Source organism: Rhizobium sp. BK650 (assembly GCF_014195325.1).
Lineage (GTDB): Bacteria > Pseudomonadota > Alphaproteobacteria > Rhizobiales > Rhizobiaceae > Rhizobium.
In genome coordinates this window covers 177,693-190,188 of record NZ_JACIBK010000010.1, presented here as the reverse complement: position 1 = coordinate 190,188, position 12,496 = coordinate 177,693, and the positions used below count along the sequence as shown (strand labels likewise).

Annotated in this window: 10 protein-coding genes; 6 read left to right on the top strand and 4 right to left on the bottom strand. The window is 59.7% G+C overall.

The annotated features are described in order from the left end of the window. Nucleotides 1-85 precede the first annotated feature (85 nt). From FHX15_RS22715 to FHX15_RS22705, 3 genes are read left to right on the top strand one after another with little or no spacing between them, the layout of a single operon-like run. Entirely contained in the window at nt 86-1,093 is a 1,008-nt protein-coding gene (locus FHX15_RS22715) for an ABC transporter permease (protein WP_184400621.1), read from the top strand. Further along, nucleotides 1,090-1,917 (top strand): ABC transporter permease, encoded by an 828-nt coding sequence (locus FHX15_RS22710; RefSeq protein WP_184400620.1) that lies wholly within the window; start codon nt 1,090-1,092, stop codon nt 1,915-1,917. The genes FHX15_RS22715 and FHX15_RS22710 overlap by 4 nt, the downstream gene beginning before the upstream one ends. Further along, entirely contained in the window at nt 1,910-3,541 is a 1,632-nt protein-coding gene (locus FHX15_RS22705; RefSeq protein WP_184400619.1) for an ABC transporter ATP-binding protein, read from the top strand. Before FHX15_RS22710 ends, FHX15_RS22705 begins: the two co-directional genes overlap by 8 nt. Nucleotides 3,542-3,600: 59 nt before the next feature. On the opposite strand, the gene FHX15_RS22700 is transcribed toward FHX15_RS22705, so the two are convergent. Continuing rightward, nucleotides 3,601-4,386 carry a helix-turn-helix transcriptional regulator gene (locus tag FHX15_RS22700; protein ID WP_184400618.1) on the bottom strand — a complete coding sequence of 262 codons (786 nt, stop codon included), beginning with the start codon at nt 4,384-4,386 and terminating at the stop codon, nt 3,601-3,603. A 120-nt stretch (nt 4,387-4,506) separates the two neighbouring features. Between FHX15_RS22700 and FHX15_RS22695 the strand changes: the two genes are divergently transcribed. Continuing rightward, nucleotides 4,507-6,087: an ABC transporter substrate-binding protein gene (locus FHX15_RS22695; protein WP_184400617.1), complete on the top strand. Its 1,581-nt coding sequence runs from the start codon at nt 4,507-4,509 to the stop codon at nt 6,085-6,087. 21 nt (nt 6,088-6,108) lie between these two features. Then, nucleotides 6,109-8,112, top strand: coding sequence for a CocE/NonD family hydrolase (locus FHX15_RS22690; protein WP_184400616.1), 2,004 nt, complete (start codon nt 6,109-6,111; stop codon nt 8,110-8,112). A 3-nt stretch (nt 8,113-8,115) separates the two neighbouring features. Here FHX15_RS22690 and FHX15_RS22685 read toward each other — a convergent pair whose 3' ends face one another. Continuing rightward, complete coding sequence (locus FHX15_RS22685) at nt 8,116-9,030, bottom strand: alpha/beta hydrolase (protein WP_184400615.1); 915 nt, start codon at nt 9,028-9,030, stop codon at nt 8,116-8,118. A gap of 401 nt (nt 9,031-9,431) precedes the next feature. On the opposite strand from FHX15_RS22685, the gene betC reads away from it, so the two are divergent. Then, entirely contained in the window at nt 9,432-10,946 is a 1,515-nt protein-coding gene (gene betC / locus FHX15_RS22680; protein WP_184400614.1) for a choline-sulfatase, read from the top strand. 730 nt (nt 10,947-11,676) lie between these two features. Here betC and FHX15_RS31075 read toward each other — a convergent pair. Both FHX15_RS31075 and FHX15_RS22675 read right to left on the bottom strand, forming a co-directional pair. After that, nucleotides 11,677-11,910: a hypothetical protein gene (locus FHX15_RS31075; RefSeq protein WP_246779029.1), complete on the bottom strand. Its 234-nt coding sequence runs from the start codon at nt 11,908-11,910 to the stop codon at nt 11,677-11,679. Beyond that, nucleotides 11,885-12,085 carry a hypothetical protein gene (locus tag FHX15_RS22675; protein WP_184400613.1) on the bottom strand — a complete coding sequence of 67 codons (201 nt, stop codon included), beginning with the start codon at nt 12,083-12,085 and terminating at the stop codon, nt 11,885-11,887. The genes FHX15_RS31075 and FHX15_RS22675 overlap by 26 nt, the downstream gene beginning before the upstream one ends. Nucleotides 12,086-12,496 lie beyond the last annotated feature (411 nt).

Below are 12,496 nucleotides of genomic sequence, written 5' to 3'. Positions count from 1 at the left end.
GCATCTGCCCTCCGATCTCCAGGCAAGCTGGGACCGTGGGACAAAACCCGCGGTCCTCCTGACGTTTCAGCGCGAGGCCATCACCATGTCCAGTCCGACCTCAGGCAATATCGTGCCCGGTCTCAGGTTCCGGCAGCGTTTTCCGCTGCTTGCCCTTATTCTCGAGCGCTTCGTGCTCAGCATCGTCCTGCTTTTTGCCGTCTCCATCCTGATCTTCGGCGGCCTCGAAGCCCTTCCCGGCGATTTCGCCACGACCTATCTCGGCCAGTCGGCAACGCCGCAGGCGGTCGCCAATATCCGCAAGGATCTCGGCCTCGACCGGCCGGTGGCGACGCGATATGTCGAGTGGCTGGGTAATGCCGTGCATGGCGATTTCGGCACATCTTGGGCCAGCAAGAATTCCGTCAGCGAGCAGATCGGCAAGCGGCTCGGCAATTCACTCTTCCTGGCGGGCTTTGCCGCATTGATCTCCGTACCGCTTGCCGTCGGGCTCGGCATGGTTTCGGTGCATTTCCGGGGCCGCCTGCCGGACAAGATCATCAACATCATTTCCTTGGCGGCAATCTCATTGCCCGAATTCTTCATCGGCTACCTGCTGATCATGTTTTTTGCGGTGAAGTTCGGCGTCGCCACCTTTCCCGCCACCGTCTATGAGAGCATGGGCTTCGCCGACCGCCTGAAGGCGATCGCCCTGCCGACGGCGACCCTCGTGCTCGTCGTACTGGCCCACATGATGCGCATGACGCGTGCCGCAATCCTCTCCGTCATGTCATCGGCCTATATGGAGACGGCAGAGCTGAAGGGCCTTTCGGCGTTCCGCTCGATCGTCAAGCATGCCGCACCGAACGCGCTTGCGCCGATCATCAACGTCGTGGCACTGAACCTCGCCTATCTGGTGGTCGGCGTGGTCGTCGTCGAGGTGGTCTTCGTCTATCCCGGTATGGGCCAGTACATGGTCGATGCCGTGACGGTACGCGACATGCCGGTGGTGCAGGCCTGCGGCCTGATCTTTGCCGCCGTCTATATCTTCCTCAACATGTTGGCCGACATTCTCGCCATCATTGCCAACCCCAGGCTGAGGCATCCAAGATGAGATTGAGAGACATCCCCATCACCGCCTGGATCGGCATGATCGGCATCGCGATCGCCTTCATCTTCGCTCTCTTCGCACCCTTGATCGCTCCCTACGGGGAGACCGAAGTCGTCGGCAGTGTCTGGCAGATGCCGGACGCGCAATATGTCTTCGGCCTCGACAATCTCGGCCGCGACATTCTCTCCCGGCTGATCTACGGCGCGCGCACGACGCTTTTTGTGGCGCTTGCGGCAACGGTCATCTCTTTCTCGCTCGGCGTCATCTTGAGCTTTACGGCAGCCGTCTCGCGCGGCGTGATCGACATGGTCTTCTCGCGCTTCAACGACCTGATGATGTCGATCCCGACGCTGATCTTCGCGCTAGTGGTTTTGGCGGTCTTGCCACAAAACATCATCGTCCTGATCCTCGTCATGGCGATCCTCGATTCCACCCGCGTCTATCGTCTCGGCCGTGCCGTGGCGCTCGATGTCGCTGTCATGGAATTCGTCGAGGCGGCGAAACTTCGCGGCGAAGGAAAGCTTTGGATCATCTTCCGGGAGATCCTGCCGAACACGCTGACACCACTGCTTGCTGAGTTTGGCCTGCGATTTGCCTTTTCGATCCTGTTCCTCTCGACGCTCTCCTTCCTCGGCCTCGGCATCCAGCCGCCATCGGCTGACTGGGGCGGCATGGTCAAGGACAACAAGGACGGTATCATTTTCGGCATTTCGGCAGCGCTCGTGCCGGGTAGCGCAATCGCCATCCTCGCAGTCTGCGTCAACCTCGTCGTCGACTGGCTTTTGAAACGAACCTCGAGCCTCAAGGGAGGGCGTGGCGATGCCTGATCTTCTTTCCGTCCGCAATCTCAAGATCGAAGCTACCAGCTACCCGCCGGGTGAAGCACCGAAACGCGTGACCATCGTCGACGGCGTATCCTTTGATTTGCAGAAAGGCCGGGTGCTCGGGCTGATCGGTGAATCCGGGGCCGGAAAGTCGACGATCGGGCTCTCTGCACTTGCCTATGGCAGAGGCGGTGCCGAGATCACCGGCGGAGAGGTGCTGCTCGATGGCGACAATATCCTTGCCCTTGGCAGGAATGGCATTAGGCAGATCCGCGGTGCCCGCGTCTGCTATGTGGCTCAGTCGGCCGCAGCCGCCTTTAATCCTGCCCACCGGCTGGGCAACCAGGTGATCGAGGCTTCCGTCAAACACGGGCTGATGAGCCAACAGGAAGCGAAAAAGCGAGCGCTCTACCTGTTTCAGGTGCTTGGCCTTCCCCATCCCGAAAGTTTTGGCGAACGTTTCCCCCACCAGGTCTCGGGTGGCCAGCTGCAGCGCGCCATGACGGCTATGGCGCTCTGCTCCAACCCCGAACTGATCGTCTTCGACGAACCGACGACGGCACTTGACGTCACCACCCAGATCGACGTGCTGGCGGCGATCAAGCATGCGATCGAAGAAACCCACACGGCAGCCCTCTATATTACCCATGATCTCGCCGTCGTCGCCCAGATCTCCGATGACATCATGGTGTTGCGCCATGGAAAGACAGTGGAATACGGCAGTGTCCAGCAGATCATCGAAGCGCCGAGGGAGGACTATACCCGCGCGCTCGTCAACGTCCGCCAGACGCTGAGGGACGAAGCTGCCAATCAGTCCGATGCGCTGCTGAAGATCGAAAATGTAAGTGCGGAATATTCGAATGGTTTCAAGGTTCTGAACGATGTCAGTCTGCATGTGCCGAAGGGACAGACATTGGCGATCGTCGGTGAATCGGGCTCGGGGAAATCGACGCTCGCCCGCGTCGTCACCGGGCTCTTGTCGCCTACCGCCGGCACGGTCTCGTTTGCCGGCAAGCCATTGACGCCCGACGTCCGACACCGGCCACGCGACGATCTGCGCCGCATCCAGCTCATCTACCAGATGGCTGACACGGCGATGAACCCGCGTCAGACTGTGCGTGACATCATCGGTCGGCCGCTGACCTTCTACTATGGCCTCAGGGGTGCTGCGAAGACGGACCGCGTGAAGGAATTGCTCGACCAGATCGAGATGGGCAACGGCTTCCTGAATCGCTACCCGGCAGAGCTCTCGGGCGGCCAGAAGCAGCGCGTCGCCATCGCCCGCGCGCTTGCCGCCAAGCCGGAACTCATCCTCTGCGACGAGCCGACCTCGGCACTCGACCCGCTGGTTGCCGAAGGCATTCTGAAACTGCTGCTGAAGCTGCAGGAAGAGGAACATCTCTCCTATGTCTTCATTACCCATGACATCGCTATCGTGCGCGCCATCGCCGACAGTGTCGCGGTGATGCATCGCGGCAAGCTGGTCCGCTTCGGTCCCAAATCCCAAGCGCTATCGCCGCCTTTCGACGATTACACCGACCTGCTGCTGAAATCCGTGCCCGAGATGGAGATCGGCTGGCTGGAGCGGGTACTGACGACGCGGAAGATGGCAAGCGCTGGAAATTGAAGGCTCGAAATCTTCCGGCACTCATCCGGATCTGATGGCTTCGTCGCAATTCGGTGCCTTCAATACTCGGCCGGCACCGCATACACTTCCGCGGATGGATCGGCGAGGAACGAGCGCACCGTCGGTGGCAGCTGGCGTGAAGACAGCGGCAGTGGTCCGCAGCGTGACAGAAGCTCGCGCAGGTCGGGCTCGGCACCGACATGCCGCCAGATCATCCGCGAAGCATAGGGGAGATTTTCCTTTCGCCACGAAACTCCCATTGTCGTCCCGCGCAGATAGACGCGCTGGTACGCGTCGAATGGCAGGAGGATCGTCTGTGAGAGTATAGGGTTCGGGCCGACGACCCGCTCGGTAATGAAGATCCGGTTTCGATAGAAGGCCGCAAGGCCGACATATTTCGAAAACTGCTGGATGCCGTTTCCAGGGTCCCGCAGACGCTCCATTGATTTGACATGCACAAGCCCACCCTTCTCCACAATGCGACTGCACGAACAGACAACCATTCCCGGCCAGGACGGTGAGCGATGATAGGTCTGGAAATAGCCGATATGGCGCCGGAGCGCGGTCAAATCTCCGGGGAACGCCTTTAGCAGTTCGGAATTTTGATTGAGGTCGAGAGTCGGTTTGCGAAGCCGCTCGCGAAAGAGCCTTGGAGCGAGATCAAAGTCGGCTGCGTCGAGATCGAAATACTTGGCTATGCGCGCGAGATTATGGGCAGACGGCCTCGTCTGGCCGTTGATATATCGATTGAATTGCTGCCTGTTGATATCGATCGCGCGGCACAGATGCGAAATGGAACGCTGCGTGGCACAGGCAATCTTGAGGTTCTCGACCAGGTGAGGCATCGGCGGTTCCGTTTTAATGACCGTAGCGTAAACTCGCTCAAAGATGCGTCAAGGCGCGAAATTGTGTGAAGCAGCCCAACCTCTACGTTCCCTTCTTATAAAGTTCAAAAGGGGACTGCGATGACACGTGAAAAGGATCAATCTTCGCCTCTGAGTATCGGCCGCCGTCACTTCCTGGGTGGTGCCGTCGTGCTCGGCGCTTTGCCTGCCCTCACCTCCGGCCTCCTGATGCCGCGCGAGACCCTAGCGCAGGAAGCGAAACGCGGTGGTCATCTGAAGCTCGGCCTCAAGGGCGGCGCCACCAGTGATGCGCTCGACCCTGCGACCTATAGCGCCTCCGTATTGTTCGTCATTGGCCGTCTCTGGGGCGACACACTTGTCGAATCCGACCCCAAGACGGGTGCGCCCTTGCCGTCGCTGGCGACCTCATGGACGCCATCCGCGGATGCATCCGTCTGGACTTTCAAGATTAGGAACGACGTGGAGTTTCACGACGGCAGCAAGATGACCGTCGCGGACATCGTCGCGACACTGAAGCGACATGCGGACAAGAATTCGCAGTCGGGTGCTCTGGGGCTCATGGCCTCGATCACCGGTATCGAAGAAAAAGCGGGCGACCTTGTCCTGACGCTTTCGGAAGGCAATGCGGACCTGCCTTTACTTCTGACCGACTACCACCTGATCATCCAGCCGAAGGGCGGCGTCGACAAGCCTGCGGCGGCCATCGGTACAGGTCCTTACGTTCTGAAAAGCTTCGAACCGGGCGTTCGCGCAACCTTCGAGAAAAACCCGACGGATTGGCGCTCCGACCGCGGCTTTGTCGACAGCGTCGAAATCCTCGTCATCAACGACAACACCGCCCGCGTTGCCGCACTTGCCTCCGGCCAGGTCCATTTCGTCAACAATGTCGACCCCAAGACCGTCCCGATGCTGCAGCGAGCGCCGACCGTCGACATCCTCCGGAATGCAGGCAAGGGCTTCTATTGTTTCCTGATGCATTGCGACACAGCTCCCTTCAACAACGCCGATCTTCGGCTTGCGCTGAAATATGCCATCGATCGTCAGGCGATCCTCGACAAGGTTCTCGGCGGCTACGGAACGATCGGGAACGACTATCCGGTCAATTCCAACTACGCCCTCGCCCCGACCGATATCGAGCAGCGCCCTTATGATCCGGACAAGGCCGCCTTCCACTTCAAGAAATCGGGTCTCGACCGCTCCATTCAGCTGCTCACGTCAGACGCAGCCTTTCCGGGCGCCGTGGATGCGGCGATCCTGTTCCAGCAAAGCGCGCGCAAGGCCGGTATCACGATCGATGTCAAGCGCGAACCGGAAGACGGCTACTGGACCAATGTCTGGAACAAGCAGCCCTTCTGCTCCTCGTTCTGGGGCGGTCGTCCGACCCAGGATTCGCGCTATTCCACCTCCTACCTGTCGACCGCAGAATGGAACGACACGCGTTTCAAGCGCCCTGACTTCGACAAATTGGTTCTGCAAGCAAGGTCTGAGCTCGACGAGGCAAAGCGCAAGGTGCTTTATCGGCAATTGGCGCTGATGGTGCGAGACGATGGCGGTCTGATCCTGCCCGTCTTCAACGACTACATCATGGCCTCTTCGAAAACGCTGAAGGGATATGTCGACGATATCGGCAACGATATGTCCAATGGCTACATCGGCAGCCGTGTGTGGCTTAATGCCTAAAGCGCTTCCGGATACATGATCATGTCAGACCGCAGCTTCACGACCATCGAAAATCAGTGGATCACCTTGAAGGACGGCACGCGGCTCGCCGCACGCATCTGGATGCCCGACGGCGCGGAGAAGGATCCCGTGCCGGCGGTCTTCGAGTTCCTTCCCTATCGTAAGCGCGACGGGACAAGCCTGCGTGATGAATCCACCTACCCGGTCTTCGCTGCAGCCGGGATTGCCGGCGTGCGTGTCGATATCAGAGGCTCCGGCGAATCTAGCGGCATCATCGATGGCGAATATACCGAGATCGAGCTTGCCAATGCCTGCGAGCTGATCGCCTGGATCGCAGCGCAATCCTGGTCGAACGGCTCGGTCGGCATGATGGGTATTTCCTGGGGCGGCTTCAACTGCCTGCAGGTCGCAGCCTTGAAGCCCCCAGCCCTAAAGGCGGTGATTTCAATCGCTTCCACGGTCGACCGCTATAATGACGACATCCACTACAAGAACGGCTGCCATCTCTCCGCCCAGCTTTCCTGGGCGGCGACCATGCTTGCCTACCAATCGCGCTCCCCCGATCCGGCCATCGTCGGCGACGATTGGCGCGATATGTGGCGACAGCGCCTGGAGCAGGAACCTTTCTTCATGGAAGAATGGCTGGAGCATCAACGCCGTGACGATTTTTGGCGGCACGGGTCGATCTGCGAAGATTTCGCAGGTTTCGATATTCCCGCCATCGTCATCGCCGGCTGGGCGGATGGCTATCGCAACACGCCGTTGCTCGCCGTCGAGGGTCTAGGTGAAAAGGCAAAGGCATTGATCGGTCCATGGATCCACAAGTATCCGCATTTCGCCTGGCCGAAGCCGCGGGTCGATTTTCATGGCGAAGCCATCGCCTGGTGGAACCGCTGGCTGCGCGGCGAGCGCAACGGCGCGGAGACTATGCCATCCGTGCGCGCCTATATTCTTGATGCCATAAAGCCGGCCATGCGCCGCGATTTCGATCCCGGTTTCTGGATCGCCAAACGTAGTTGGCAGCAGCCGGACATGCAGTGCTTCTATGTCGAGCAGTTCGGCGCCTTGATGGAAGGCATGCCAATCCCACATGCGCCGGAACATCCGGTTTATCTGCGCTCGCCGCTCGATACGGGCACGGCCTCCGGCGAATGGTTCACGCTGAAGCCGGATGCGGAACTGGCGATCGATCAGCGCCTCGATGACGCCGGATCGCTGACCTTCCAGACCGCGCCGCTAGTCGAGGACCATGATTATCTCGGGCGCCCGGCCGTCACATTGAGGTTCAGATGCGACGCCGAAACCGCCAATCTCTGCGCGAGGCTCGTTGATGTCCATCCAGACGGCACGGCAACGCGTGTCTCCTTTGGCGTGCTCAATCTCGCCCATCGCAATGGCAATGCTGCACCGGAGCCGCTGAACAAGGGGGAACTGACAACCATTACCATCACGCTCGATGCCTGCGGCTATCGTTTCCGTAAGGGGCACCGTATCCGCCTGTCGCTATCAACGGCCTATTGGCCGATGGTGCTGCCACCGCCGGAAGATCCGGGGCTGACAATCGACATCGCCTCCATCGGTCTAGCCTTGCCCAAGCTCGACGCGCATGAGATCATCGACATCAAGCAGCCCGACAACCCCGATCCCCTGCCGAAATATATCGAACACGCACCCGCCTCCACAAAACGGCAGGTGGTGCGCGATCTCTCGGCTGGCGTCACGCGCTACGAAATCCATGAAGATACTGGCCTTTTCGAGCATCCCGGCACCGGTCTTTCCACCCGGCAGTTGCGCAAGGAAACCTGGTCAATCGCGCCGAACGATCCGCTATCGATGACGGGCCGATCCGCCTGGACCTGCGACATGCAGCGTCCCGGCTGGTCCGTAACGACGGTTGCGACAGCATCGATCCGTTGCACGGCAACACACTGGGTCATCGCCGCCTCAGTCATCGCCTATGAAGACGCTAAAAAGATCTTTGAGAAGGACTTTGGCGAGACGGCGATTGCTCGCGATCTGATGTAGCCGTCAGCGCGAGGCGAAGAGCCGCGCCGCCTCGCATACCGCCTTGAAGCCCGCCCGGGCACCTTCGCTCATGTGGCGGGCGCGCAGCCACGCATGCACCATCTGCGGTTCCTCCCGGAACCAGACTTCCACGCCGGCCTCTGCGAGCCGGGCAGCGTAGGCTCGTCCGTCGTCTCGCAACGGATCGAATCGCGCGACTGTGATGAAGGCAGGTGCAAGCCCTTCGACCGAAACCGCGTGAAGCGGTGCGGCGACGGGATGGTCGAGCGGTGCCTGCAGAACGTCGCGATAATAGGCGACATCAGCCGTGGTCAGGCCCGGTGCATCTGCCATTTCAACATAGGAGCCCTTCTGCAGGTCGCCACCCAGCGCCGGATAGATGAGAACCTGGCCGGCGATCCCAGCCAGGCCCTCCTCCAGCGCCCTGATGGCGAGCCCAGCCGCCAGGTTGGCGCCGGCGCTGTCGCCGATGACCACGACCTTGCTGCCAGCGGACGACAGCAGATGCTTCAAGACGAGGAAGCAATCCTCGCTCTGCGCCGGCCAGCGGTACTCAGGCGCCAGCCGGTAGTCGACGGAAACGAGTTCGGCGCCGGCAAAATCGGCGATTTCAGCACAGATCGAGTGATGGCTTTCGAGTGAGCCGACAACAAAGCCTCCGCCGTGAAGATAAAGGAGAACGGTCGATGCGGTTATTGTCCTTGGCCGATACCGGCGGATCGGTATTCGCAGGACCATGCCATCGGCATAGACCATCCCATGCGGCAGAGCATGATCAAACCGCGCGCAGAGTGCGTCATACCATTGACGTTGCTGCTCGATCGATGCCTCGACCGCATCCGGTGGGTAAAAGCCTTCGCAAACGTCAAGGAATTCCAGAATGCTCTCTTCGGTGGGCATCGGTCGGTCGCTCGACATCAAGATTCTTCCGCTTTGTCAGGCGACGGCCCCCTCGCCGATACTGCATCATGCACGCGCGTCGACGCGACGCCTGTCTTGCTGCGACCCCCAGTGTCGCCGACAAATCCGCCCCCTGAAAACAGGCCGGGCGAGCGCCCGGAACAACCGATGTCGGCAAGGCGATAGTTTGCAATCATCAAGTCGGTTATCGTGAAATGCCAATTGCGACCCACGCCGCCAAAGGATCCCTGATGCGACGACCAGTGCCGATTCTGAAGAGTGTAACGGACTTGATCGGCGCTCGCCGAGCCAGACCAGCAACTGCCGCCGATAACAAGTTCTCTCAGGAGAACTGGTGGCGGCAGCATCCGTAGATCCTCTTCCCGAACAGCCCCCGAACGTAAGTAGCGTCGATTATCATGGCCCGTCCCAATATTCTCATCATCATGGTCGATCAACTGAACGGCACGCTGTTCCCCGACGGGCCGGCCGATTTCCTGCATGCGCCGCATCTAAAGGCACTCGCGGCCCGTTCGGTCCGCTTTGCCAATAGTTATACGGCAAGCCCCCTGTGTGCGCCGGCGCGCGCCTCCTTCATGTCGGGCCAGTTGCCGAGCCGGACCCGCGTCTACGACAATGCTGCCGAATTTGCATCTGACATTCCTACATATGCGCACCATCTCAGGGCAGCTGGCTATCACACAAGCCTGTCGGGCAAGATGCATTTCGTCGGACCCGATCAGCTGCATGGCTTTGAGGAGCGCCTGACGACGGATATCTACCCGGCCGACTTCGGCTGGACCCCTGACTATCGAAGGCCCGGTGAACGTATCGACTGGTGGTACCACAATCTTGGGTCGGTGACCGGCGCCGGTATTGCGGAAATAACCAACCAGCTCGAATATGACGACGAGGTCGCCTATAACGCAACCCGCAAGCTCTACGACCTGTCGCGGCGACAAGACGAGCGTCCCTGGTGCCTAACCGTCAGTTTCACCCACCCACACGACCCCTATGTCGCCAGGCGCAAATTCTGGGATCTCTACGAGGATTGCCCGGCTCTTGATCCGACCGTTCCGGCATTGCCGTTCGAGGAGATGGACCCGCACTCAAAACGATTGCTGGAAGCCTGTGACCACAAAGCCTTCGACATCACCGCCGAGCAGATCCGCAGGGCAAGGCGCGGCTATTTCGCCAATATCTCTTATGTCGACGAGAAGGTCGGGGAGATCCTCGACGTATTGGAGCGCACACGAATGCGGGAAGACACCGTCATCCTGTTCGTGTCCGACCACGGCGACATGCTGGGCGAGCGCGGTCTCTGGTTCAAGATGTGCTTCTTCGACGGTTCTGCGCGCGTGCCGCTGATGATATCGGCACCGGGCTGGCAGCCTGGTCTGATCGATCAGCCCGTCTCCACTCTTGATGTCACTCCGACGCTTGCCGGCCTTGCCGGGCTTGATATTTCTGCGATTGCCCACTGGACGGATGGCGAGGATCTGGCACAGCTCCTAGGCGGCAGCAAGACACATGGTGCGGTTCTGATGGAATATGCCGCAGAAGGCTCGATTGCACCGCTTGTGGCCATTCGCGCCGGCCATTTCAAACTGACGGTCTGCGAAAAAGATCCGCCTTTACTGTTTGATCTGCGGGCCGATCCCCACGAACTCTCCAATCTGGCAGGTGATCCGACCCATGCGGAAACGCTGGACGCTCTGCTTTCTCAAGTCCATCTCCGTTGGAACCTGTCAGGGTTTGATGCGCAGGTCCGAGAAAGTCAGGCCCGTCGGTGGGTCGTCTATCCCGCATTACGAGAAGGGTCCTACTATCCGTGGGACTATCAACCTCTGCAGAAAGCCGCCGAGCGATACATGCGCAATCATATGGATCTGAACGTCTTGGAAGAGAACCAGCGATTTCCTCGCGGCGAATGAGGGCCCGGAGGAATAATCACGACATACTGACCCTTCGCTGCCGGCGATTTCGGCCGAAACCGAGTTCGCTGCCATCCTTGACCGGTCATCTCGCCGCCAAGGCGATAACGCCTACGAGGCGCAAGCTGCCGGGGACCTTGTCACTGCGTTCAATCCCGGGTCGCCGGCATTTTCTGCCGCCAAAGCCAAGGCCTCTCCTGTCTCCAGCGGCTGCCGGTTTGGTGACGGAAACCCTTAAGTGTCTGGTGGCTTTTGTGTTAGATTGGCGCTGCAGAGATTTACCAGTTCGAGCGAACAGCCATGGCAGCAGGAAACAAATCGCCCCAGGCGAGAGCGCCTCAGAAACGTCAGCACAAATTTAACCCGAAGAGAGACCCGAAACCGCAGGTCCTCGCCTCGGCCAATCGAACTGCCTTACGGATGGCTTCCGTTATAGTCTTTGCGTTTTTCGTTGTCGTTGCCGTTCAAGCGCTGTGGTAGGCGCCTGGTAACCAGCGAATGGCGCTGCCCAAAGACAGCGGCTATCGTCGATGAGCTCGCCTCCTGAGCGCGTCTTTGTGTGCAGACAGGGAACGTAGATGTCCCCTGCCCCAGCTGCTGAAGCAGAAGTTTTCTGTCGCTGCGGGAATCGGGCAGAACCGCGAAGGTCTGATTGTCTTCTAGCGAACAGCCAAAGAGGGCATTTCCCGTGCTCATCGGAAGGGAGCGTGCACTGCCGGTGCCCCCTCGTTCAGCGCTTGCGGCCTTTGTTAGAGCTGGACGGACGGAAATTGACATCTCGTCCCATCACGGGCTTGGCTGCTGGAGGCGTCTTATGCACGGTCGCGTCTTCCGAGCCGGTGATCGCAGTGGGCTTGGCGCTGGCAACTCCGCTCGCCTTGCCGTCAGCTTGCGACGACGCGAACTGACCCTCTGCATCCTTTTTAACGTCGGACCTATCACTCGTCTTTTTGCTTGTATGCATCAGACACTTTCTTGACCTCCGGATCCGCATTGGTTTCTCCGTTGGCATCCTTGGCGAGGTCGGGGTTATCCTTTGCAGGAAGATAGCCGCGCGGGGTGTTTTCCTGAGGCCCCTCCCAGCGCGGCGACTGATCTGTCGTGCCAGGGGCGCCGTCCTTCGGTTTGTTCATTCCCATGATCGATCTCCTTTCGCTTAGATCGTAACCTTCTCGAGCCTCTGTTGTTCCTTCTCCAGAAGGACGTCATGCGAAAAGGCTGTTGCGTTCTGCCCTCTAAGAGGGATCTCCCTGCACACTGGAACCGGCAACCCATGGGATGGCCGAATGAGACTGTAGGTGCAGCGCTCACGTCAGGCCCCGCAGATGGCTGGACAGCCAAAAGCTCGGCTTTTTCCTCGGGTATCGGGAACAATCGTGGTTCCTTCAGGTTGCTGCCGTCTGACGTCAAGTCGGAGGAGACCGCGTGCTGGTCATTCAGACTTTCATTCGCGGTCCTCTAAGAGATCGTCCGCGTCAAGAACGACAGGTGCGTCAGTCGTCATGACGGCATCAGCTGAGGTGATCAGTAACGTGACAACGGCGGTTTGC